The sequence below is a fragment of the Streptomyces sp. NPDC005141 genome, assembly GCF_053599975.1.
In genome coordinates, this window is sequence record NZ_JBSFYW010000035.1 from 33,603 (window position 1) to 57,308 (window position 23,706).

At 72.0% G+C, this 23,706-nt stretch carries 20 protein-coding genes; 13 read left to right on the forward strand and 7 right to left on the reverse strand.

The window, feature by feature from the left end; translation table 11 throughout:
• Positions 1-72 precede the first annotated feature (72 nt).
• A complete protein-coding gene (locus ACWD68_RS25315) occupies positions 73-726 on the reverse strand; it encodes a bifunctional DNA primase/polymerase (protein WP_451808732.1) in 654 nt (217 codons plus the stop codon).
• A gap of 305 nt (positions 727-1,031) precedes the next feature.
• On the opposite strand from ACWD68_RS25315, the gene ACWD68_RS25320 reads away from it, so the two are divergent.
• Together ACWD68_RS25320 and ACWD68_RS25325 are read left to right on the forward strand one after the other, a co-directional pair.
• Positions 1,032-2,417, forward strand: a complete 1,386-nt coding sequence (locus tag ACWD68_RS25320) for a transcriptional regulator (protein ID WP_451808733.1) — start codon at positions 1,032-1,034, stop codon at positions 2,415-2,417.
• A 412-nt stretch (positions 2,418-2,829) separates the two neighbouring features.
• Positions 2,830-4,566: a hypothetical protein gene (locus ACWD68_RS25325; protein ID WP_451808734.1), complete on the forward strand. Its 1,737-nt coding sequence runs from the start codon at positions 2,830-2,832 to the stop codon at positions 4,564-4,566.
• 132 nt (positions 4,567-4,698) lie between these two features.
• Here the strand turns inward: ACWD68_RS25325 and ACWD68_RS25330 are convergent, their stop codons facing one another.
• A complete protein-coding gene (locus tag ACWD68_RS25330; RefSeq protein ID WP_451808735.1) occupies positions 4,699-5,997 on the reverse strand; it encodes an ABC transporter substrate-binding protein in 1,299 nt (432 codons plus the stop codon).
• A gap of 117 nt (positions 5,998-6,114) precedes the next feature.
• Between ACWD68_RS25330 and ACWD68_RS25335 the strand changes: the two genes are divergently transcribed.
• Both ACWD68_RS25335 and purU read left to right on the forward strand, forming a co-directional pair.
• Entirely contained in the window at positions 6,115-6,615 is a 501-nt protein-coding gene (locus tag ACWD68_RS25335; RefSeq protein ID WP_451808736.1) for an SCO4402 family protein, read from the forward strand.
• A gap of 211 nt (positions 6,616-6,826) precedes the next feature.
• Positions 6,827-7,711 carry a formyltetrahydrofolate deformylase gene (gene purU, locus ACWD68_RS25340; protein WP_451808737.1) on the forward strand — a complete coding sequence of 295 codons (885 nt, stop codon included), beginning with the start codon at positions 6,827-6,829 and terminating at the stop codon, positions 7,709-7,711.
• 166 nt (positions 7,712-7,877) lie between these two features.
• Here purU and ACWD68_RS25345 read toward each other — a convergent pair whose 3' ends face one another.
• Positions 7,878-9,104 (reverse strand): zf-HC2 domain-containing protein, encoded by a 1,227-nt coding sequence (locus ACWD68_RS25345; RefSeq protein WP_451808778.1) that lies wholly within the window; start codon positions 9,102-9,104, stop codon positions 7,878-7,880.
• Between the two features lie 158 nt (positions 9,105-9,262).
• On the reverse strand, positions 9,263-9,844 hold the full coding sequence (locus tag ACWD68_RS25350) for a sigma-70 family RNA polymerase sigma factor (RefSeq protein ID WP_451808738.1): 582 nt from the start codon (positions 9,842-9,844) through the stop codon (positions 9,263-9,265).
• 481 nt (positions 9,845-10,325) lie between these two features.
• On the opposite strand from ACWD68_RS25350, the gene ACWD68_RS25355 reads away from it, so the two are divergent.
• Positions 10,326-10,685, forward strand: a complete 360-nt coding sequence (locus ACWD68_RS25355; RefSeq protein WP_451808779.1) for an STAS domain-containing protein — start codon at positions 10,326-10,328, stop codon at positions 10,683-10,685.
• A 300-nt stretch (positions 10,686-10,985) separates the two neighbouring features.
• Positions 10,986-11,498, forward strand: a complete 513-nt coding sequence (locus ACWD68_RS25360) for an EF-hand domain-containing protein (RefSeq protein ID WP_451808739.1) — start codon at positions 10,986-10,988, stop codon at positions 11,496-11,498.
• Positions 11,499-11,678: 180 nt separating this feature from the next.
• Here ACWD68_RS25360 and ACWD68_RS25365 read toward each other — a convergent pair whose 3' ends face one another.
• Positions 11,679-13,211, reverse strand: coding sequence for a class I adenylate-forming enzyme family protein (locus ACWD68_RS25365; RefSeq protein WP_451808780.1), 1,533 nt, complete (start codon positions 13,209-13,211; stop codon positions 11,679-11,681).
• A 194-nt stretch (positions 13,212-13,405) separates the two neighbouring features.
• Between ACWD68_RS25365 and ACWD68_RS25370 the strand changes: the two genes are divergently transcribed.
• From ACWD68_RS25370 to ACWD68_RS25385, 4 genes are all read left to right on the forward strand, one after another.
• Complete coding sequence (locus ACWD68_RS25370) at positions 13,406-14,593, forward strand: amidohydrolase family protein (RefSeq protein WP_451808740.1); 1,188 nt, start codon at positions 13,406-13,408, stop codon at positions 14,591-14,593.
• Entirely contained in the window at positions 14,593-15,747 is a 1,155-nt protein-coding gene (locus ACWD68_RS25375; protein WP_451808741.1) for an acyl-CoA dehydrogenase, read from the forward strand. The genes ACWD68_RS25370 and ACWD68_RS25375 overlap by 1 nt, the downstream gene beginning before the upstream one ends.
• 9 nt (positions 15,748-15,756) lie before the next feature.
• Positions 15,757-16,773 (forward strand): acyl-CoA dehydrogenase family protein, encoded by a 1,017-nt coding sequence (locus ACWD68_RS25380; RefSeq protein ID WP_451808742.1) that lies wholly within the window; start codon positions 15,757-15,759, stop codon positions 16,771-16,773.
• Positions 16,774-17,252: 479 nt separating this feature from the next.
• Complete coding sequence (locus ACWD68_RS25385; RefSeq protein ID WP_451808743.1) at positions 17,253-17,714, forward strand: ATP-binding protein; 462 nt, start codon at positions 17,253-17,255, stop codon at positions 17,712-17,714.
• Positions 17,715-18,173: 459 nt separating this feature from the next.
• Here ACWD68_RS25385 and ACWD68_RS25390 read toward each other — a convergent pair whose 3' ends face one another.
• Positions 18,174-19,100: a cyclase family protein gene (locus ACWD68_RS25390; protein ID WP_451808744.1), complete on the reverse strand. Its 927-nt coding sequence runs from the start codon at positions 19,098-19,100 to the stop codon at positions 18,174-18,176.
• Positions 19,101-19,195: 95 nt separating this feature from the next.
• On the opposite strand from ACWD68_RS25390, the gene ACWD68_RS25395 reads away from it, so the two are divergent.
• The 3 genes from ACWD68_RS25395 (at position 19,196) to ACWD68_RS25405 (ending at position 22,592) form a co-directional block, all read left to right on the forward strand.
• Complete coding sequence (locus tag ACWD68_RS25395; protein WP_451808745.1) at positions 19,196-20,107, forward strand: SDR family oxidoreductase; 912 nt, start codon at positions 19,196-19,198, stop codon at positions 20,105-20,107.
• 31 nt (positions 20,108-20,138) lie between these two features.
• On the forward strand, positions 20,139-21,455 hold the full coding sequence (locus ACWD68_RS25400) for an acyl-CoA dehydrogenase family protein (protein WP_451808746.1): 1,317 nt from the start codon (positions 20,139-20,141) through the stop codon (positions 21,453-21,455).
• A gap of 87 nt (positions 21,456-21,542) precedes the next feature.
• On the forward strand, positions 21,543-22,592 hold the full coding sequence (locus tag ACWD68_RS25405; RefSeq protein WP_451808747.1) for a Zn-dependent alcohol dehydrogenase: 1,050 nt from the start codon (positions 21,543-21,545) through the stop codon (positions 22,590-22,592).
• A gap of 15 nt (positions 22,593-22,607) precedes the next feature.
• Here ACWD68_RS25405 and ACWD68_RS25410 read toward each other — a convergent pair whose 3' ends face one another.
• Positions 22,608-23,654 (reverse strand): GlxA family transcriptional regulator, encoded by a 1,047-nt coding sequence (locus ACWD68_RS25410; RefSeq protein WP_451808748.1) that lies wholly within the window; start codon positions 23,652-23,654, stop codon positions 22,608-22,610.
• Positions 23,655-23,706: the final 52 nt, after the last annotated feature.

Here is a 23,706-nt window from a genome sequence, read left to right on the forward strand (position 1 = left end):
TGGAGAACCGCGCGACCAGCCACGACGGACCGCGGCCGCCGGACCATCGCTCCGGCGGCGCGGATCGCGCCGTCAGCGATCCCGTCCGCAGGCGTAGGCCAGCGGCGAGATCAGCTCCTCCGCGTCCGGCAGCCAGCGGTTCGCGGGCGTCGGCCGGCAGGCCCACTGCACCGCACCCCGGGAGCCGAACCGGGTGGGCGGCGCGGCCACATAGGCTCCCTCGCCGAGCGCGACCAGGTCGAGCGAGGCCGGCGGCCAGCCCAGCTTCCGTACGAGATCGGGGACCTTCGCGGCGGCGCCGGGAAGTACGAAGAAGTGCATGCGCCGGTCCGGTGTGCAGGTCACCGGCCCGAGGGTGAGCTCCATCCGCTCCATGCGGGCGAGGGCCAGGAACCCGGCCGTCTCGGGTACGTCGATCGCGTCGAACGTACGCCCCGTGGGCAGCAGGACCGACGCCGTCGGCTGCTTCGACCAGAGCCGGCGCGCGACGGTCGCACTGCCCGTCGCCTGGGTCGCCCAGTCCTCGCGCATCGGATGCGCTCCGGGTACGGCACAGGCCGGCTCTCCGCAGGAGCAGCGCTGCACCCCGTCGGCTGCTTCCAGCCAAGCGCCGGGGAACACGTCCCAGTGGCGTTCCTCGGCATAGCGCACGGCGGTTTCCTGCAGCGATTCGCCACGCTGCTGGGGGATCTGCGCGGTCTCGGTGCCTGCGATGGTCTCGTCCACGGGAATCTCAACTCCCGGGTCCACCTCGGGTTACGGGGGACACACGCGCGGGGGAGGGGCATCGATTCCGTGCCTGGGGCGCATGGATGCACGTGTGGGGGCGCGCAGGGGGAACGGCAGCCGGTAGTGGGTAATCAGGGGTGGGGTCGGGCAACCGCCCTTACCCCGGCAATCCTCACATGTCTCGCATCTTCGGTATGTCTGCGGGGCATTGATCTTCCTGGCCGGCTTCCTTCGACGGGGCGGCCGGTGAAGACACGTCAACTCGGTGCGTGGGCAGGCACCGCAGCCACAGGGGGTACGCCATGGCCGCAAGGCCACTCATCGCCAGGCAGCCGAACGAACGACTGCAGGCACTCATCCAGGAAGCGGGCTGCTCGAACGCCGGGCTGGCCCGCCGGGTCAACATGTGCGGCGCGGAACACGGACTCGATCTGCGCTACGACAAGACGTCCGTGGCGCGCTGGCTGCGCGGCCAGCAGCCGCGTGGACGGGCTCCGGCGATCATCGCCGAGGCGCTCGGCCGCAAGCTCGGCCGGACGGTCACGATCGACGAGATCGGCATGGCCAACGGCAAGAACCTCGCGTCCGGCGTGGGTCTGCAGTTCTCGCCGACCATACTGGGCGCGATCGAGCAGGTCTGCGAGCTGTGGCGCAGCGACGTGGGGCGGCGGGACTTCCTGTCCGGGTCGTCCGTCGCCGCCTCCGCGCTGGTCGAGCCGAGCCGCGACTGGCTGATCTCGGCGCCGGACTCGCAGGTCGCCCGCTCGGCGGGCCCGCGCGTCGGGCTCTCGGACGTGGCGGCGGTCCGCGCGATGACCCAGGCCCTCGTCGAGCTCGACCACCAATACGGCAGCGGGCATGTGCGCCCGGTCGTCGTGCACTACCTCAACAGCGTGGTCTCGGGGCTGCTCGCCGGCTCCTACCGGGAGGCGGTCGGTCGCGAACTGTTCGCCGCCGTGTCCCGGTTGACGGAACTCGCCGGCTACATGGCCATCGACACGGGTCAACCCGGGCTCGCCCAGCGCTACTACATCCAGGCGCTGCGGCTCGCCCAGGCGGCCGGGGACCGCGGTTACGGCGGCTACGTCCTCGCCGCGTCCATGAGCCACCTGGCCGCCCAGCTCGGCAACCCGCGCGAGATCGCGCAGTTGGCGCGCGCGGCACAGGAGGGGGCACGCGGGCGGGTGACACCGCGAGCGGAGTCGATGTTCCACGCGGCCGAGGCGCGCGGGCACGCGCTGCTGGGCGACGCACGTGCCGCGCAGGTGGCGTCCGGGCGGGCCGTGACCGCTCTGGAGGGTGCCGACGCGGCCTCCGGGGACGACCCGGCGTGGATCGCGCACTTCGACGAGGCCTATCTGGCAGACGAGTTGGCCCACTGCCACCGGGACCTCGGCCAGGCCGAGGCCGCCGCGCGGTGCGCCGAGGAGTCCCTCGCCGGTCATCCCGAGTCGCGTGCCCGCCGCCGCGCCATCGGCTACGTCCTGCTGGCCACGGCACAGGTCCAGCAGCGCGAGGTGGAGCAGGCCTGCAACACGGGTCTGCGCGCCGTCGAACTGCTCGGCACGCTCCGCTCCAACCGGGGTGCCGAGTATCTGGAGGACCTGCAGCAGCGCCTGGAACCGTTCCGGGACGAGGCGGTGGTGCGGGAGTTCGGGGCGCGCATGGAGTTGCAGGCGGCGGCGTGAACGTACGGGTGGGGCACGCGGGTTGAGATTCCGCGTCCCGGCGTGGACGGACCGGTGCGTGGCCCGGTGGGGGCGCACACCGCGTGCGCCCCACGGGAACCGCGGCGCGCGCGCTCCGGCGCGGGGAGTTCGGCGCGGGACTTCGCGGGAGCTGTCCGCCGGGTGCGGGTGTGATCATTTTTCTCACGCTCCCTGCCGCCGCGCACATGAACATATGGCCTGTACCGGCGTGAACGCCGGGAAAACGAGAGCGCTGTGAGCGGAGGAAGTGAGATACAGCGCATTCGGGGGCGGTTTCGTTACCCGTGTCACAGGGTGCGGGGGTCGGGTCCCGTGCTGCGTGGCACCGGGTTGTGGGAACCCGGTAGCGTGAGCCGACGATTCCGAAGGTCCCCCATTCGTAGGAGTCCCGGTGACGCAGAGTGGACAGGGCGAGGAGCCCTCGGCGCGGCCCGCGCGCGAAGGCATCGTGCTGCCTTCCGACGGCAGCGAGCCGCTGCTGCCGGGTACGACGGGTGACCGCGCCACCCCGGCGGGTGGTCAGGCCTGGGGCACGCCGTGGGGCCCCGACCAGGCGGCCTCTCCGGCTCCGCAGCCCGGTGACGGCTGGGGAGCGCCACTGAACGGCACCCAGGCGTGGGGCGCCGCCGAGCAGTCCCCGCCGACGCCCTCCACCCCGGAGTGGGGCGCCTCCGCGTCCTCCGGGTCCCAGGGCTGGCCGGCTTCGGACCCGCACGGTGCCCAGCAGGCGCAGGGCTTCGCCCAGCCGCAGGCGTCCGGCGCCGGACCGCTGCCGCCCGAGGCCGCGCAGGCGTCGTCGTACGGCGCGCAGAACGGCTACGCGCCGGGGGCGCACGGCTCGCAGACGGCGGCCGGCTACGACGGCTACGACGGCTACGGGGTCCAGGGGCAGCAAGGACAGCACGGGCAGCACCGGCAGCAGGGCCGGGACGCCGGACAGTCCATGCCGCTTCCGCCCGGCGGCGAAGACGGGGCGACCCAGTACATTCCGTATATTCCGGCCGCCCCGGGTGGTGACGAAGGGGCGACGCAGTTCATACCGCCCGTCGCCGCCGCGCCGGACGAGGGCGCCACCCAGTACATACCGCCGGTGGGACCGGGCGCGCTGCCGCCGGAGGTCCAGGCCGACGCGACGCAGTTCCTCGGGCGGAGGCCGCAGGGCGGCCCCGGTGCCGGATCCATGCCGCCCGCCGCCGGTTCGGACGCCGACGCCACGCAGTACATCGCTCCCGTGCCCGCGCAGTCGGCCGGGCCCTACGGGATACCCTCCGGCGCGCCGGAGGAGCGGCAGCCCCCGGCGGAGTTCGACAACCTCTTCCGCAGTGAACCGGAGGTGCCCGGGTCGACGCAGATGCTGCCGCGCATCGACGCGTCCGCACCGCAGGCCCCGCACGACACGTACGGCGCGCAGTCCGCGCCCGGCGCACCCGGTGGCCGGGCCGCCGCACGGCGCGGCGGCGCGTCCGACGGCGACGGAGCGGGCGGCGGTGGCCGCAGCCGTTCACGCGTCCCGGTGATCGCGGCCGTCGGCATCGGCATCATCGTGCTCGGCATCGGCGCCGGAGCCGCGCTCAGCGGCGGCGGCGGAGGCGACGACAGCAAGGACGACACCGGCAAGACGGTGTCCGCGACGGCGCCCGCCACGCAGGGCTCGTCGGCACCCGCCGCCGATCCGGCGAAGGCGCAGGCCGTCGAGCTGGACAAGCTCCTCGCCGACAGCAGCGACAGCCGTGAAGCGGTGATCAACGCGGTGGCCGACGTGAAGGTGTGCAACAACCTCGACCAGGCGGCCGGTGATCTGCGGGACGCGGCCAAGCAGCGGGGCGAGCTGGTGACCCGGCTCTCCGCGCTCGCGGTCGACAAGCTGCCGAACAACGCCGAGCTGTCCACGGCGCTCACCAACGGCTGGAAGGCCTCCGCGGCGGCCGACAACCACTACGCGGCCTGGGCCGATCAGGTCAAGGGCAAGAAGGGCTGCCGCAAGGGCCACGCCCGCACCACCGGGCAGACCCTGGCGGCCGGCCAGGCCAGCGGTACGGCCTCCACCGAGAAGGAGAAGGCCGCGAGGCTCTGGAACTCCATCGCCTCCAAGTACGGCCTGACGCAGCGGGCCCGCACCCAGCTCTGACCGGCCCGGGAGACCGGCCGTCCCGACCCTGGGCGGCCGGGGCGGGAGCCGCCCCGGCCGTGGACGGCATCCGTCCGGAGCGGAGCCCCCAGGGCGGACGACGGGACTTCGCGGACACGCCCTGGTCCAGCCCTAGTCCGCGTACTCCAGCGTCTTCGACATATTGACGAACCCGCTCCGTGCCGACGTCAGTTGACCATTGCGTACGACCTGGAAGGTGACGTCGGAGTTGATGAGGCGCGGGAAGCCGACGGCCGCGATCATGTCCTCGAAGCGCCAGCTCAGCGTCGGCGTGAGCCCGCCGGTGCCCACCTTCAGGCCGTTGTCGAGCGTGCGCCGGATGGTGAGCGACGAGACCTCGCCCGCGCCGATGGACTCGATGACCTTCTTCAGCACGGTGTAGGCGATCCAGGTGGTCTGCACCCCGGCGTCGTCCGGAACGATCCGGTTGTCGCCGAAGGCCTGCTCCTTGATCACCTTGCGCATCTGGTCCCAGCGCGGGTCGCTCGCCGCCGGGTACCAGCCGGTGACGTACGAGCCCTCGTAGGGCCCCGACCGGCCGCCGGTGGCGTCGATCTGCGACTGGTCGACGCTGCCGATGACGGTACCGGTGCGCACCTTCGGGAAGTCCGCGCTGTCGCGCCGGAACGAGTCCATGAAGGTGTTCGTGCGGTCGCCGAGCGCGGGGACCACACAGCCCCGCACGGCCGTGTCGGAGGTCGCGTGCCGGAGAGCCTGCTGCGTCGGCCGGGAGTACTCGGTGGCGTCCTCGGCAGCGCGCTGGTCCGCGGCCTGCGTGTGTCCCTGCGTCTTCAGGCCGGAGTTGAGCAGCACCGGGAGCTCGTCACCGGCGATGGTGTCGGGGCGGATGAGCGAGACCGGGCCGCAGTTCTTGCCGAGCTGCTCGCCGAGGCCGGCCAGCAGGGCCGGCTGGCCGCCGTTGACGGGGTAGGAGAGGGGGCTGGTGAACTCGTCGTCGGTGACGCCGTAACCCCCTATGTAGGGGATGCCCGCGCTTTCCAGCGGGGCGAGGAACGATTTGCTGTGCTGGCTGTAGGAACCGACGACCGCGACGACGTTCTCGTCGGCGGCCCGCTCGGCGCAGTGCGCGGCCGAGACCGACTCGTTGTGGTCGTTGCAGGTGAGGACCTCGAGCCGGCGGCCGTTGATGCCGCCATGGGCGTTGACCCAGCGTGCGTAGGCCTTCGCCAGCGCCGGCATTCCGGGCTTGTTGGTCGCGCTGGTCTTCTCCGGCGCCCAGGTCATCACCTTGACGGGGCCATCCCCGGAGCCCCCCGTGGCACCAGGGATGGCCCCGCACCCGACGGCGACCGACGCGCACGCCACCAGCGCGCTCGCGTACAGCAGCGTGGCCTTTAAGGGCCGGGGCGGAACGGGGGAGGTGGTGCGAGTACGTCGCCTACCGGTCATGGACAGGCACGATTCCCCCACACCGAGAACCCTTGTGTGACTCTTGGTCGACATGAGGTGACGTAGAGGTGAATTGCGGGGGCCGATGAACTGCTGTTCGCAGGGAACGTACGATCGGTGACCGTGCAAGGTTCGGAGAACTCTTCCCGTCGCGGCCGTCGCTCATCCACCATGGGCGGCATGCCACTGAACGACATGCCGTGGTGGCGCTGGCGCAGCAATGTGCGCTCCGCGCTGCACATGCTTTCCGACCCCGCCTTCCAACGAGACGTCTGGCTCGCCGGTGTCGACGGGTACGGGGACGTCACCGACGCCGTGTACCGCCTGGTCGAGGACACCTGGCTGGACAACTGGTCGGCCGAGAAGTACGTCGGCACGATCTTCCGCGACTCCCAGGAGGCGGTCCTCGTGGACAGCGCCGTCCTGCGGGTGCTGCGGATCATGCACCAGGTCGGGCCCGACGCGCCCGTCTCCGCCTATCTCGACCACCAGGCGTGGCCGGAGGCCTTGCAGGCCGCGCGCGCCGCGCACGTACGGCTGGCGGCGAGCGACGGTGAGGACCCGGACGTGCCTCCGCGCACGCTCGAGATCCTGCGCATCATGACGCGGTCGGCCTAGCGGTCGGCCTGGCGGTCGGCCTGGCGGTCGGCCTGGCGGTCGGCCTGGCGGTCGGCCTGGCGGTCGGGTCCGTCGGTCGGTCCGGCATCCTCCGGTGCCGGTCCGGTGCTGACCGGGGGACGTCCGTGAGACGGTCGGCGGGTGTCCGCGGGGCGTCCGCGTGGCGGGACGACAGTCCGCTCCGGGCACCTGGTATGGGACCCTGTCCCGCATGAATGAGCCGTCCGTCCGCGGGGCCGCCCCCGCCTCCGAGCAGTACGTCCTGACCCTCTCGTGCCCCGACAAGCAGGGCATCGTGCACGCCGTGTCGAGCTACTTGTTCATGACCGGCTGCAACATCGAGGACAGTCAGCAGTTCGGCGACCACGACACGGGTCTGTTCTTCATGCGCGTCCACTTCTCGGCCGAGTCGCCGGTGACGGTGGAGAAGCTGCGCGCGAGCTTCACGGCCATCGGTGACGCCTTTCACATGGACTGGCAGATCCACCGGGCCGAGGACCGGATGCGGATCGTCCTCATGGTCAGCAAGTTCGGCCACTGCCTGAACGACCTGCTCTTCCGCGCGCGGATCGGCGCTCTGCCCGTCGAGATCGCCGCCGTGGTCTCCAACCACACGGACTTCGCGGAGCTCGTGGGGTCGTACGACCTTCCCTTCCACCACATCGCGGTGACGAAGGACAACAAGGCCGATGCCGAGGCGCAGCTGCTGGAGCTGGTGCGCGAGAAGGACGTCGAGCTGGTCGTCCTCGCCCGCTACATGCAGGTCCTCTCCGACGACCTCTGCAAGCAGCTCAGCGGCCGCATCATCAACATCCATCACTCCTTCCTGCCGAGCTTCAAGGGCGCGAAGCCCTACCACCAGGCGCACACCCGCGGGGTCAAGCTCATCGGCGCCACCGCGCACTACGTCACCGCCGACCTCGACGAGGGCCCGATCATCGAGCAGGAGGTCGAGAGGGTCGGCCACGACGTCACCCCCGACCAGCTGGTCGCCATCGGCCGTGACGTGGAGTGCCAGGCCCTGGCCCGCGCGGTGAAGTGGCACGCGGAGCGCCGCATCCTGCTGAACGGCCGCCGGACGGTCGTTTTCGCGTAAGGGCGTAAGGGCGTAAGGGCGTAAGGGCGTAAGGGCGGGCGCCGGTGCGCGGGCCGCTCCTGCGCACCGCCGTACCGTCGTGCCAGCCTGACGGCGCGTCGGCGTCGGCCGGGTGCGGTGGGGCGGTGGCCGGACGCATGGTCCGCGGCTTGACCCCCGCGCCCGGCTACATCCGGCTCAGCGACGCCGCCGCGAACAGCACGTCCCTGATGGCCTCGCGGTCGCCGTCCTGTCCGGCGGCGGCCTCCTCCGGGGACACATGGCCCGCGGCCAGGCGGCAGAATTCCACCCCGTCCAGCGCGACATGGGCCACCTCGCGCTCGGCGGAGCCGACGGCGCCGGGCGAGTCGAGCGGGATGAGCCACTCGCCGCCGCCGGAGCCCTCGATCTCGAGGCGCAGGCTGCGCCCCGGAGCGCCCGCCGTGACGAGATGCCGTGCCGACGGGGCGGACAGCCCCGCCCGGCGCCGCTCGGCGAGCGACACGGGCAGCATCCGCGCGGCCAGGTCGATCATCCGGTGGAGGTGCCGGGGAGCGGGCGGCTCGTACGGGTAGTCCACCGCGTCGGCGATGTCCCCCGCGTGCACCCAGCACTCGAAGGCCCGGTCCAGCAGCGAGTCGCTGAGCGGCAGTTCGAAGCCGCCGTACGCCACGGTGAGCAGCGCGGAGCCCGCCCCGCGCTCGACCGCGCGGGCGTGGGAGGCCCCTCCCTCCACGAACGACACCGTCCGGACGATGGTGTGGCTCTGCTCCCGCCAGGGTCCGCGCACGGACCGGGTGGGCGGGACGTTCGACGCCCGCCAGTACGCCTCGGTGCGCTCCTGCGGCGTCGGGCGCTCGGCGCCGGTGCCGCCGCCGAGCGGGTCGTCCAGGCCCAGCGCGACGGCGACCAGTCCGTCGACGGTCAGCAGATGGGCGATGACCCCGGCGACCGTCGTACGGCGGCTCGTGGGCCCGTCGCCCTCGAACCACCGCAGCCGCACGGGCGCGTGCCACTCGGAACCGCCGATGTCCTGGAGCAGGGCGTCGAGCCGGGCGGTCTCGGCGTCGTACGGAGCGGCCCAGTCGGGTACCGGGATGCGCGGCGGGCGCCGGCCGAGGCAGCTCGTCAGGACGCGCGTGCGCAGCGTCGGGTCCAGATCCAGGCTCTCCGCGGGATGCAGCAGGCCTACCGCCTCGCGCAGCCGCAGCGCCTCGTCCGCGCACGAGCCGCAGTGCCCGAGGTGTTCCTCGACGGCCGTCGTCTCGTCCGCCGAGCAGGCGGCCAGCGCCCAGGCGCCGAGCAGCGACTTCAGGACCCGGTGTTCGAGGACGAGCGGAGCCGGGCCGGGCGCGGCGGCCGGTTCGGGCAGCGTCAGTCCGGTGTCCTCGACGGAGGTGCGCGGCGGCGGTATGCGTGGGGGCCCGCCAGGCTCCGGTTCGGCGTCGCCGCCGCTCCCCGGGCGACCGGGGTTCCGGGACGCCTGGGAGTCCAAGGAGTCCCGGGCGTTCTCGTGCCCGTCCGCGTGCCCGTCCTCGTCGTCGAACGACTCGAACCGGTCATTTCCTTCGGTCACCGCGCACCCCCGTATTCCGGCGGGGCGCCGGCGGGTCCGGTGTCGTGGGCGGTGGACAGGAGCTGCAGGCCGAGGCGGAGCCGGCGGCGGGCCTCGTCCTCGGTGACGCCGAGATCGGCGGCGGCCTGGCGGTAGTCGCGGCGCTGGAAGTACGCGAGCTCCAGGGCGGTCCGCAGCGGGGTGGGCATGGAGGTGACGATGTAATCCGCGCGGGCGGCTACGGACGCGCTGAGCACCTTGCGCTCCAGCTCCTCGGTGGTGCCGTGGCCGCCCTGGGCGAGCGCCGCGGTCTCGGTGGCGCGCAGGCGCTGCACGGCGAGACGGTGGGTCAGTGCGGCGACCCAGGAGCGCAGGGGGCCCTGCTTGGGGTCGTAGGCGTCGGGGTTCTCCCAGACGTGCGCGAAGACCTCGCGGGTGATCCCGTCGGCGGCCCGCTCGTCTCCGAGCACGCGATGGGCGAGGCCGTGCACCAGCGAGGCGAACCGGTCGTAGAGCTCACCGAGCGCGGCCGCCTCCCCGCGTGAGAGCCGCTGCTGCATCTTGCGGTCCCAGCGGGGCGGTGCGTCCTGCTTCGCCATGCGGCCCCCTCACCCCTGGTAGTGCCCGGCGCCCGTCCGTGTGTCCGGCCGTGTCCCCTGTCGCTGTCCAGCCATGCGGTGCCGCTGTCCAGACTGTGTGCAACTGCTGTCCTGAATGTAGTCGGCACGTCCGACAGCGCACGCCCCTTTGCGCCAATGTGCGCCCCTGGACCGGCCATGGATGGTAGAAGCGCGGCGCTTCCACCCCCGGACCCGACCACAACAGACCGTACGCGACCGAAAGAGACCCCTCTTGAAGCATTTTCGACCGTAGACAGTCGTTTCTTCCTGTGGGAATCCGTGTTTCATGGAACTGCGGGTGGGCAGCCGCGCTGGAAGGAAGCGTACGGAGTGCTTCCGTTTCTGCTGGGCGAGGCGAGCGAGAGGCGTGGCGGTGACGCTCAAGGTGACCGACGTGACCGACGTGACCGACGGCGAGGGCGGCGCGGGCGGCACAGGGAGTACGGGCGGCCGGGGAGCTCTGAGCCGCGAAGAGGGCGAGTGGGCCGTGCTGCGGGTGTCGGGCGAACTCGACCTCGTGACGTCCCCGGCGCTGCGCCAGAGCGTGCACGACGTGGTGGCCGAGGGGCGGCACAGCATCGTGCTGGACCTCTCCGGGGTCGTGTTCTGCGACTCCAGTGGTGTCGGCGTCCTGATCGCCGTGCGCCGCCTCATGCGCTCCTGCCGGGGCCGTCTGCGGCTGATCCTGCCCGCTCAGGGAGCGGCCGACGGCTCCCACGTCAACCGCGTCCTCGCGGCCCTCGGGGTGCGCCGCCTCTTCGACGTGTATCCCGACGTCGACGCGGCCGTCGACGGGGAGTCCCGCCCGCTGTCGGCCTGACATGACCTGCGGTCACCGTGCCTGCCGGTCACCATGCCTTCCGCTCCGGGCCCCCGGCGCCCGTCACCCCGTCGGCCCGGAGCCCACGCCCGCCCCGGAAGCGTGCCCCCGCCTTCGCCCGGAGTGACACCCCCTGCTCACTGTGCGACGCACCGCCACGCGGTTGTTCCAGAATTCCTGCGGTCTTGGTACAACCGTCGTTTTCCCGCTCCCTCGGTGGCCCGGTCGTCGTACGCTCCGTCCCAGATGAACCGCAGTCCGGCCGAGGCCGGCTGAGAAGTTAGGCGGTCCGAACACACCATGGTCAGCACCGAGTACGAGCGCAGGATCGCCGCCCGGTTCGCCGGCTTCGACCAGGACGGCAACGGCTACATCGACCGGGAGGACTTCAACGCCGCGACCAAGGCGGTGCTCGCCGCGTTCGGTACGACGGCGCGGTCGGACAAGGGCCAGGCCCTGTACATCGGGGCCGAGGCGTTCTGGCAGGGCATGGCCGGGATAGCGGACCGGGACGGCGATCAGCGGATCACCCGCGAGGAGTTCGTGAGCGGCGCCGTGAAGCGGCTGCGCGACAACCCCGACCGGTTCGCCGAGATCGCCCGCCCCTTCCTGCACGCGGCCCTCGCGGTGGCGGACACCGACGGGGACGGCGCGGCCACGGTCGAGGAGACCACGCGCGTCCTCAGGGCCCTCGGAGTGGGCGACGACATCGCCGCCGCGGCCGCCGCGGCCCTGGACGCGGACGCCGACGGACGGATCGGCGAGACGGAGGTCGTGAGCGCGTTCGCCCGCTACTTCACGGTGCCGGAGTAGGACGGCCCGGGAGCACCGACCCACCTCACCGTCCCGGGACCACCGGACTCACCTCGCCGGCCTGGGCGGCAACGGCCCACCCCGGGCCGGCCGGCCGCTCGCCCAGGTCCGGCCCACGGCCCGCGGCTCACCCCGGGCCGGTCGACCGCTCACCCCAGGAGGATCGCGCCGACCCGGGCCTCACCCCGAAAAGCGCTCCCTGAGCCGGTACTTGAGCACCTTCCGCAGCGCCTCGTTGCGCGGAAGGGCGTCCACGACCTCGAGTCGCTCCGGCAGCTTGTGCACGGACAGCCCTTCCCCGCGCAGGTACGACGTCACGGCGTCCAGCGTCAACTCCACGGCGCCCGGCGGCTGTTCGACCACCGCGCAGACGCGCTCGCCGCGCTCGGCGTCGGGCAGTCCGATCACGGCGACGTCCCCGACCGCCGGGTGCCGGTGCAGCAGATCCTCGATCTCCTTCGCGGAGATGTTCTCGCCCTTGCGGATGATGATGTCCTTCACCCGGCCGGTGAGGACGAGATGCCCGCTCCCGGTCAGATGGCCCACGTCCCCGGTGATCAGGAACCCGTCCCCGTCGAACGCCTCCGCCGTCTGCGCCGGGTCCAGATACCCCTGGCACACGGCCTCCCCCCTGAGCCGTACGTCGCCGTCGACGCCACAGGGCCGGGAGGCTCCCGCCGCGTCCACGATCCGTATCTCCATGCCCTCCGGGGGCCTGCCCTCCGTGGTCGCGAGGTTCTCGGTCGTGTCGTCCGGCGCGCCCATCGTGATCATCGGGACCTCGGTCATCCCGTACCCGTGGGTGAGCTGGACGCCCATCTCCCGGACGACGGAGTGATAGACCTCGGGCGGCTTCGGGGCTCCGCCGCCCGCCAGCAGCCGCAGCGTGGGAATGACCGGCTCCCCGGGCTGCTTGCGCTGTTCGGCGAGGAACATCGAGTAGAAGGCGGTCGACCCGCCCGCCACCGTCACCCCGTGCTCGCGGTAGCCCTCCAGGGCGGCGGGCAGCGCGAAGTGCTCGAACATCACGGCCGGGAAGCCGTACAGCAGCAGCATCACCGTGTAGTCGGGCCCGGCGATGTGCGCGTACGGGAAGGCCATCGAGCCCACGTCGTCGGCGGACAGGCGCAGCGCGTGGGCGAGGCAGGAGCCACCGGCGATCAGTGAACGGTCGGTGTGCAGCACGCCCTTGGGGTCGGAGGTGGTGCCCGAGGTCCAGTAGATCCAGCGGACGGAGGTGCCGTCGGAGGGCGGGGCGGGCAGCACGGCGGGATCGCCGTCCGGCAGCGTGTCGTACGCCTCGAAGACGTTCTTCGCGCCGAGCCGGTGCGCCATCGCGGTGTGGTCGAAGCCGCGCCACTCGCCCGGCACGGCGAAGTACTCCGCCTTCGACTCCCGCAGCGCGAAGCCGACCTCGCGGTCGCGGTAGAAGGGGATGACCGGCGACTGGACGGCGCCGACGCGGGCCAGCGCGAAGGACAGCAGGGCGGTCTCGATACGGGTGGGCAGCTGCCAGGCGACCACTGTGCCGGGGCGTACGCCCCTGTCGTGCAGGCCGGCCGCCACCCGCTCGGCGCGGTCCCGCAGCTCGCCGAAGGTCAGGGAGCGGTCGCCCTGGAGCAGGACGGGCCGGTCGGGGGTGAGGTCGGCACGGCGGGCGACCAGCTCCCACAGCGTGCGCGCGGAGCTCAGGGCGTGTGCGGTGTCGTTCACTTCGACCCCCGGTGATTCGGTCACTTCGACGCCCGTAGCTGACGGGCAGTCAGATCGTGCGCAGAGCGTAGGGCTCGCCGCCTTGTCGGTCCATAGGCGCGGGGCTAGCCTGCTTGTGAACAGGAATCTGACGACCCATCAGATACGTCGGGGGCGCGCCCTCGGACCGACCCGTACGCCAGGCGGAGGGGACCATGACCGAACTGCCCCGCATCATCAGCGTCGACGACCACGTGATCGAGCCCGCGCACCTCTTCGCGACCTGGCTGCCGCGGAAGTACCGGGAGCGCGGTCCGCAGCCGCTCACCGCCGGGATCGGCGAACTCGCCTACGTCGCGGGCAAGTACCAGATCACCATGGACCCGGACGGTCCGCCGACCGACTGGTGGATCTACGAGGACCTCAAGTTCCCGTACAAGCGCAACATCGCCGCCGTCGGCTTCGACCGCGACGAGATGACGCTGGAGGGCATCACGCGCGCGGAGATGCGGCGCGGCTGCTGGGACCCCGTCGAGCGACTAAAGGACATGGACCTCAACCATGTCGAGGCCAGCCTCTGCTTCCCCACCTTCCCGCGCTTCTGCGGCCAGACCTTCGCCGAGGCGCACGACAAGGAAGTGGCCCTGGCCTGTGTGCGGGCGTACAACGACTGGATGGTCGAGGAGTGGTGCGGCGACAGCGGCGGCCGGCTGATCCCGCTGTGCCTGATCCCCCTGTGGGACATCGGCCTCGCGGTCGCCGAGATCCGCCGCAACGCCGCGCGGGGCGTGAAGGCCGTCACCTTCTCCGAGATCCCCACCCATCTGGGGCTGCCCTCCATCCACTCCGGCTACTGGGACCCGTTCTTCGCGGTCTGCCAGGAGACCGGGACGGTCGTGAACATGCACATCGGCTCGTCGTCCCAGATGCCCGCCGCGTCACCCGACGCGCCCCCCGCCGTCCAGGCCTCGCTGTCCTTCAACAACGCGATGGCCTCCATGATGGACTTCCTTTTCAGCGGCGTCCTGGTGAAGTTCCCGCGCCTCAAACTGGCCTATTCGGAAGGCCAGATGGGCTGGATCCCGTACGCCCTGGAGCGTGCCGACGACGTCTGGTCGGAGCACCGCGCCTGGGGCGGGGTCAGGGATCTGATCCCGGAGCCCCCGTCGACGTACTACTACCGGCAGATCTTCTGCTGCTTCTTCCGCGACAAGCACGGCGTCGCGTCCCTGGACGTGGTGGGCCGCGACAACGCCACCTTCGAGACCGACTACCCGCACGTCGACTCGACCTTCCCGCACACCAAGGAGGTCGCCCTCGACCATGTGAAGGGCCTCGACGACGAGACCATCCACAAGCTGATGCGCGGCAACGCCATCCGCATGCTGGACCTGGATCTGTAGTGGATCTCGCCCACACGCCCGAGGAGGAGGAGTTCCGCGCGCGGCTGCGCGCGTGGCTCGGCGGGGTCCTTCCGGCGCTGCCGCCGAAACCGTCCCCGGACGACTGGCCCGCGCGACGGGCGTACGACCTCGGCTGGCAGCGGATGCTGTACGACGCCGGGTACGCGGGGCTGCACTGGCCCGTCGACGCGGGCGGCCGGGGTGCCACGCCGACGCAGCACCTCATCTACCTGGAGGAGACGGAGAAGGCGGGCGCCCCCTATGTGGGGGCCAACTTCGTCGGGCTGCTGCACGCCGGGCCGACCATCGCCTCCGAGGGGAGCGCCGAGCAGCGGGCGCGCTGGCTGCCGCCCGTGCTGCGTGGCGAGGAAGTCTGGTGCCAGGGCTTCAGCGAGCCGGACGCCGGCTCGGATCTCGCGGCGCTGCGCACGCGCGCGTGGCGGGACGGCGACGACTACGTGGTGAGCGGGTCCAAGATCTGGACCTCCCACGCCGAGGTGGCCGACTGGTGCGAGCTGCTGGTGCGGACGGACCCCGCCGCCCGCAAGCACCGGGGCATCACCTGGCTCGCGATGCCCATGGACGCGCCAGGGATCACCGTCCGGCCGCTGCGGACCCTCGCGGGCTCCACCGAGTTCGCGGAGGTCTTCCTCGACGAGGTGCGCGTCCCGGTCGCCAACCGCGTCGGCGCCGAGAACGACGGCTGGCGCGTGACCATGGTGACGCTGTCGTACGAGCGCGGAACCGCCTTCGTGGGTGAAGTGGTCGCCTGCCGACGTGTGTTGGCCGAGATCGCGCGCGAGGCGCGGAAGAACGGGCGCTGGGACGACGCCGTACTGCGACGCCGTCTCGGCCGGCTGAACGCCGAGTTCCGCGCACTGTGGCGGCTCACCCAGTGGAACGTCAGCGAGGCGCAGGGGACGGGGGGAGTGCCGGGCGTCGGCGGTTCGGTTTTCAAACTGAGCTACTCGCACGCCCGCCAGGAGCTGTTCGACGCCGCTGCCGAGGTCCTCGGCCCCGAGGCCCTGGACCTGGGACGGGAGTGGACCCGGGACCGGCTGTCGTCGCTCTCGTACACCATCGCGGCCGGTACCTCGCAGATCCAGCGGAACATCGTGGCCGAGCGGATCCTCGGTCTTCCCAAGGGGAGGTGAGTTCGGAACATGGACTTCAGGCTCACCGATGATCAACGGGCTCTGCGGCAGGGCGTACGGGAACTGCTGGAGGGCCGGTTCGGCCGGGCGGCACTGCGCGCGGCGGTGGACCGGGGGGACGGGGAGCGCGGGGGCGTTCTCGACCGGGAGCTGTGGCGCGAGCTCGGTGCGGCGGGGTTCTTCGCGCTGCGCCTGCCCGAGGCCGACGGCGGCGTCGGGCAGGGGCTTCCGGAGGCCGTGCTGGCCTTCGAGGAGGCGGGGCGGGTCCTGCTGCCGGGCCCGCTGATCGCCACGCATCTCGCCGCGGGCGCCGTGGCCGGGGCGGCCACCGGCGAGGTGGTCGTGACCTCCGTCGACGGGGGGCTCGTGGAATGGCTGGACGAGGCCGACGTCGTCCGCGGCGACACCGCCGGAGCCGAGCCGCTGGCCTCGGCGGACCCGCTGACACCTGTGCACCGGCTCCCCGCCGCCGCGAGGCCCGGGAGCGGCGCACTCCGGGGTCCCTGGACACCGGGCGGGCCCGGCGGTCCGTCGGTGCCGGACGGACTCGGTGGCTCCCCGGCGCCGGTTGCGCCCGGCAGCCCCGCGCCTGCGCCGGCCGGGGACGCGCTCCTCACGTCTCTCCTCACGGCCGCCGAGCAGCTCGGCAGTGCCGCCCGGACCTGTGAGGCGGCCGTGCAACACGCCCGGACGCGCGAGCAGTTCGGGCAGCCGATCGGGGCCTTCCAGGCGGTGCAGCATCTGTGCGCGGGCATGCTCGTGCGGGTCGAGCTGGCGCGCGCGGCCGTCTATGCCGCCTCGGTCACCGCCGACCCGGTGGACATCGCGGCGGCCCGGCTGCTCGCCGACGAGGCCGCCGTGCGCGGCGCCCGCGACTGTCTCCAGGTGCACGGCGGTATGGGCTTCACCTGGGAGTCCGACGTCCATCTGCACCTGAAGAGGGCGTGGATACGGACGCACCGTGCGGGTGGCACCACGCGGAGCGAGGAGGAGCTGGCGGACGATCTGCCGGCCGGGACGGTCTAGAGCGCCTCTGTCCTGGGGAGCTGGGGGACGGGCGCGAGCGGATGTCGCGGATCGTGGCGGAGCGGAATCACGGAGCGTTGAGACCTGGTTGTGTCCTAGGCGTGACTTGTCACGGCCTGGAGTCGGCGCCGGGCTCCGGTACCTTGTGTGGGATGCGAGTGGTTCTGAGGCTGAGCCATCCCGGTGTTGCCCCCGAGGCCGCGCCGAACCCGGCGATGCACGCCGCTCGCGAGGCAGGGCGGACCCCCGTACCTGCCTGTTCGACTCCCCGTGGCGAGCGTCGCACAGTATGCCGCACGCGTACTCCTTCGCGCTGGAATATGCCCGAAGCGCTTGTTGGGGTGACTGTACGTCAACCATGCTGTCTCGCAAGGGAATCACGTTCCGTGATCCTTGTTCTGGCCATGCAGAAAATGGCTACGATCGTGGCCCTTGTGAGGCGCGAGGCGATGTGTCCGCCGGTTCGGATGGTGTGAGCGGTGCAGGTGCTTCAAGTGCAGCTGGAGATCCGGCCCGACCCCGCAGAGGTGGGGCGAGCCCGGCGGTGGGCCCGTTCGAGGCTCGCGGGGTCCGGGATAGAGGCCGATGAACCGCTCGCCGAGACGCTGATCCTGCTCGTCTCGGAGCTTGTCACGAACGCCGTGGTGCACACCGGGTGTCCGGCCGTACTGCGCCTCTGTCTGCCGGGCGGTGCCGGGGCCGCCACCGTGCGCCTCGAGGTGGCCGACACCAGCGCCCGGCCGCCGATCCCCCGGCATGCCGACGGCGACGAGACCAACGGCCGCGGCCTGGAGCTCGTCGACGGCCTCGCGGACCGCTGGGGCTGGAATCCCGAGGGTGCCGGCAAACGCATCTGGTGCGAGGTGGACCGCTGCGCCACGGGCGCCTCGGCGAGAACCGTCTACCCGGGCTACGAGGGCTTCGCGTACGAGGCGGTCTAGTTCCCGTCCTCGTACGCATGCCGTGCGGGGCGGTCCGGCCTCGGGGGCGGTCGAGTTCTCCCGTGCGTGGGCGCACGGTTTCGTGCATGTATGCACGAAACCTCTGTACACGGCCGCCGTGGTGGCCGAATGCGCCGGGCCGTGCTTCCGTACGCGCTGTCTCAAAAGGGATGCCGTGGCATAAATCGCCGAGCGGGTGTTGACGTGACGTGTCCGTTTGATCACGCTTGTGTTCAGCGATGCGCCGCGAGGGGACGGCGGGGGTTCCGGTGACGGGGGCCCTCGGCGAGTGCGGGTCGCGATTCGGCGTCGGCTCCTCCAGGGCCAAGGGGGGCGGGATGGGCGCGCCGGAGGCGGATGGCGGCGCGCGCTGCCGTGCCCGGGGCGAGGTGGGGGACCTCCCGGTCGGGCGCAGTCGAGAGTGGGGGAAGCGCGCCGCCAGCCGCCCCTCCATCAACCCTAGAGGAGCGCCACGGGCGCCACGGGCGTGCCCGTGCCGCCGACGAAGGGCTCCGGCATCGCCGACAGCAGGAAGGCGTAGCGGTTTTCTTGTCCACAGGCTGTGGACAACTCTTCGAGATTCCAGTTCTGGCCTTGCAGCATCCCCATCTCGACCAGGTCGAGCGCGTGGACGGGCAGCCACAGGTCCTCGATCTCGGGCGGGAAGATCTCGAAGGTCAGGGTGTCGTTGGCGACCGCCGCGACATCGCGCGCGTGGAACCACTCCGGGGTGCGTACCGACAGGCCGGGCGACGGATATCCGTACGCCTGCTTGTCGCCCGCCAGATACACCTGGATCTGCCCCGTCCGTACGAGCACGATGTCGCCCGCCCGCACCCGCGTGCCCGCCAACTCCTCCGCGGCTTCCAGGTCTTCGGGGGTGACCGCGTGCCCGCCGGCCAGCCGGTGTTCGCCGCGTGCCCGCGCCACGTCGAGCAGGACGCCGCGCGAGACGATGTGCCGCGGCTTGTCGATCCCGCTGAACTCGGCGCCGCCGTGCGGCGTGACGGTGCCGGCCGGGCGGCCGTTGTAGAGCTTGCCGGAGTGCGAGACATGGGTCAGCGCGTCCCAGTGGGTGGCCGCCTGGAGCCCCATGGTGACGGCGTCGTCGCTGCACGCCACCGTGCCGGGGCCGAAGATCTCCTGGTTGATCTGCACCATCGTGTGCAGCGGATTGACCCGCCCGGGGATCATCCCGGTCTGCACGCCGTCCTGTTGGAGGGGAAGGGCGAGCGGGACGCGGCGCCCGGTGCGTACCGTCGCGGCGGCCTCTCGCACCACCTCGTCGGTGATGAGGTTCAGCGTTCCGATCTCGTCGTCGGCCCCCCAGCGCCCCCAGTTGTTCACGCGCTTGGCGATCTCGTGGAACTCGGCCGGCAGTGACATGAGTCCTCCCCGGGGCTTGTCTCCAGGTATCCGACGGGTCGTAGAATCCGAGTTGAATCTAACGGACCGTCAGAAACTGCGGGAAGGGGCCGGGCGTGGGGAACTTCTTGGCGGGCAAGGTCATCGCCGTCACGGGCGCGGGGCGGGGGATAGGCAGGGCGGTCGCTCTCGCCGCGGCGGCCGAGGGCGCGCGCGTCGTCGTCAACGACTACGGCGTGTCCGTCGAGGGTGCGGAGCCCACGAGTTCGGTCGCCGACACCGTCGTCAAGGAGATCGAGGCGGCGGGCGGCGAGGCGGTCGCGGTGGCCGACGACATCTCGACGATGGCGGGCGGGCAGCGCGTCGTCGACACCGCGCTCGCGTCGTACGGGCGGATCGACGGCGTCGTGTGCGTGGCCGGCATCCTGCGCGAACGGATGCTCTTCAACATGTCCGAGCAGGAGTGGGACCCGGTGATCGCCACCCACCTGAAGGGCACGTTCACCCTCTTCCGGGCCGCCTCGGCGGTGATGCGAAAACAGGGTTCGGGCACGCTGATCGGTTTCACCAGCGGCAATCACCAGGGCTCGGTCGCGCAGGCCAACTACAGCGCGGCGAAGGGCGGGATCATCTCCCTGGTGCGCAGCGCGGCCCTCGGACTGCACAAGTACGGGGTCACCGCGAACGCGGTCGCGCCCGTCGCCCGTACCCGCATGTCGGCGAACGTCCCGATGGAGCTGAAGGAGATCGGCGAGCCGGAGGACGTGGCCGCGCTCGTGGTCTACCTGCTGTCGGACCGGGCCCGCGAGGAACGCATCACCGGGCAGGTCTACACGATCGCCGGACCCAAGATCGCCGTATGGGCCCAGCCCCGCGAACTGCGCGCCGGATACGCCGAGGGTGCCTGGACGCCGGAGAGGATCGCCGACTTCCTGCCCGGGACGGTCGGCGTGGATCCGATGCCGTTGCTGGAACAACTGGAGGCGATGGCCCGCGCGGTGGCGGAGAAGACACGCCCCAACGTGTGAGTCCGGCTTCGGTCCGGTGGGAGGAGAGCGCGTGGATTTCGCATTCGGTCCGCAGGACGAGGCCTTCCGGCGCGAGGCGCGGAGCTGGCTGGAGGAGCATCTGACCGGCGCTCCCGGGCGGCGAGCGTGGGAGCGGGAACTCGGGCGGGGCGGCTGGATCGGGCTCGGCTGGGACGAGGACGGGTACGGGAACCGGAGCGTGGACCTGACCCGGCAGGTGGTGTGGGCCGAGGAGTACGCCCGCTCGAAGGCGCCGGCGCGATCGGGGCACATCGGCGAGAACCTGTTGGCGCCGACGCTCCTCGCCCATGGGACGCGGGAGCAGAAGCGGCGCTTCCTGCCGCCGATCGCCGAGGGCCGTGAGCTGTGGTGCCAGGGGTACAGCGAACCCGGCGCGGGCTCGGACCTGGCGGGCATCCGGACGACCGCCGAACGGACGGCCGAGGGCGGGACGGCCGCGGCAGGGGCGACTGCCTCGGTGGCGGTCGGCGCGGGGACGGCCGCCCCAGGGGTGACCGGCGCACGGGGGGCCGCCGAACGGGCGACGGATGCGGGCACGGCCGGCGCGGGGGCGACTGCTGTGCGGGACGAGGGGGCGGTGCCGTCGGGGGCCTTCCGTGTCACGGGGCAGAAGATCTGGACCTCGCTCGCCCACGAGGCGGACTGGTGCTTCGTGCTCGCCCGTACGGAGCCGGGGTCCACCCGCCACCACGGCCTGTCCTTCCTCCTCGTTCCGATGGATCAGCCCGGCCGCATCGAGGTCCGTTCGATCCGCCAGATGACCGGCACGAGTGAGTTCAACGAGGTGTTCTTCGACGGGGCGTTGGCGCGGCCCGAGCATGTGGTCGGAGGGGAGGGGAACGGCTGGCGGGTCGCCATGAGCCTGCTCGGATTCGAGCGCGGTGTCTCCACGCTCGCCCAGCAGATCGGGTTCGCCGAGGAGTTGGGGCGCGTGCTGCGGACGGCCGTCGCCACGGGCGCGGCCACGGATCCCGTCCTGCGCGACCGGCTCGTCCGCCTGTGGGCCGAGTTGCGCACGATGCGATGGAACGCCCTGCGCACACTGGGGAGTTCGGCCAGCCCCGGGGACGCGGGGGCGCCGAGCGCGGCGAAGCTGCTGTGGGGTGGCTGGCATCGGCGGCTCGGTGAGCTCGCGGTACAGGTACGGGGGGCCGGTGCGGCGGCGGGCCCGGCGGACTGGTCGGCGGAGCGGCCGTACGAACTGGACGCTGCCCAGCACCTGTTCCTCTTCAGTCGGGCCGACACGATCTACGGCGGCTCGGACGAGATCCAGCGCACGATCATCGCCGAGCGCGCGCTCGGCCTGCCCAAGGAGCCCCGGGGGTAGCCACGGCCCACCCCGGTACGGCCAGGAACAGCCCGGTACGGCCCAGGAACAGCCCGGGGTGCCCCGGGAAGAAGGGGAGCTGGCGCGATGCGAGGCGTGATCTTCGACGGAAAGCGGACCCAGGTCGTGGACGATCTGGAGATACGGGACCCGGGGCCCGGAGAGGTCCAGGTGGCGATCTCCGCCGCGGGCCTCTGCCACAGCGACCTGTCCGTGGTGGACGGGACCATCCCCTTCCCCGTCCCCGTGGTGCTCGGCCATGAGGGTGCGGGCGTGGTGGAGGCCGTGGGCGCGGGCGTCACCCATGTCGGTCCCGGCGACCATGTGGCGCTGTCCACGCTCGCCAACTGCGGTGCCTGCGCCGAGTGCGACCGGGGGCGGCCCACGATGTGCCGCAAGGCGATCGGCATGCCGCAGCGGCCGTTCGCGCGAGCAGGGCAGCCGCTCTACCAGTTCGCCGCCAACTCGGCCTTCGCGGAACGCACGGTCGTGAAGGCGGTGCAGGCGGTCCGGATCCCGAAGGACATCCCGCTGACGTCCGCCGCGCTGATCGGCTGCGGGGTCCTCACGGGCGTCGGAGCGGTCCTGAACCGGGCCCGGGTCGACCGGGGCGACACCGTCCTCGTCATCGGCACGGGTGGCATCGGCCTGAACGTCATCCAGGGCGCACGGCTCGCGGGCGCCCTCAGGATCGTCGCGGTCGATTCCAACCCGGCCAAGGAAGCCGTCGCCCGCCAGTTCGGCGCGACACACTTCCTGACCTCGACGGACGGGGTGAAGGACATCCTCCCCACCGGCGCCCAGCACGCCTTCGAATGCGTCGGGCGCGTCGAACTCATCCGCCAGGCGGTCGACCTGCTCGACCGCCATGGACAGGCGATCCTCCTCGGCGTCCCCCCGGCGACGGCCGAGGCGTCCTTTCTCGTCTCCTCGATGTACCTCGACAAGTCCATCCTCGGCTGCCGCTACGGCTCCTCCCGTCCCCAGCGGGACATCGCCCTGTATGCCGAGCTGTATCGCGAAGGCCAGTTGCTCCTAGACGAGTTGGTGACGGCGACGTACCCGGTCGAGGACTTCGAGAGGGCGGCCGAGGACGCGCACGCGGGGAAGGTGGCGAGGGCGGTGCTGACGTTCTAGGGGGCTGCCGGGACGTCATGTCCGCGTGGCGACATAGGAGTTGCCGCCCTCGGCTCCGTCGGTCCGGTCGGCTCCGGCGCCCGACCTGAAGGTGCGCCGGTAGGTGGTGGGATTGACGCCGAGGGTCGCCTGGAGGTGCTGGCGCATCGACTGGGCCGTGCCGAAGCCGGCGTCGCGGGCGACCTGGTCGATGGACAAGTCACTGGACTCCAGGAGGTGGCGGGCGTGTTCGACGCGCTGCCGGGTGAGCCACTGGCCCGGGCTGACGCCGACCTCCTCCCGGAAGCGGCGGGTGAAGGTGCGCACCGACATGGACTCCTGCTCGGCCATGTCGCGCAGCTGGATGGGCTCGTGGAGACGCCCGAGCGCCCAGGCACGTGCGGCGGTCGTGGTGGCCGACTGCGCCTCCGGCACCGGGCGCTGGATGTACTGCGCCTGGCCGCCGTCGCGATGCGGCGGGACGACGGTACGGCGGGCCACCTCGTTGGCGACGGCGGCGCCGTGGTCGCGGCGTACCAGATGGAGGCACAGGTCGATCCCGGCCGCGACACCGGCGGAGGTGAGGATGTCGCCGTCGTCGATGAAGAGCACGTCCGCGTCGACGCGGATCTGCGGGAAGAGCCGCTGGAAGTGCTCGGCGTGCATCCAGTGCGTGGTGGCCGGGCGGCCGTCGAGATACCCGGCGGCGGCGAGGACGTAGCTGCCGGTGCAGATGGAGACGAGGCGGGTGCCGGGGCGGATGTGCGCGAGGGCGGCGGCCAGCTCCGGGGTCAGTATGCCGTCCTGCTGGACGGGTCCGAGTTCGTACGAGGCCGGGACGACGACGGTGTCGGCGGTGGCCAGCGCCTCGGGGCCGTTGGCGACGAGGACGGCGAAGTCGGCGTCCGTCCCTACGGGGCCGGGCGGCCGGGCCGAGCAGGTGACGACCTCGTACAGCGGCCGTCCGCCGGTGTCCCGCGCCTTGCCGAAGATGCGCTGCGGAATGCCCAGCTCGAAGGGGAGCAGCCCGTCGAGGGCGAGGACGACGACACGGTGGCGGCGGAACGCGCTCGAAGGGGCCATGGCCCGATCCTAGCGAACACTGTCCTTCAGGCCAGTGGCCCGCCCGTGCACG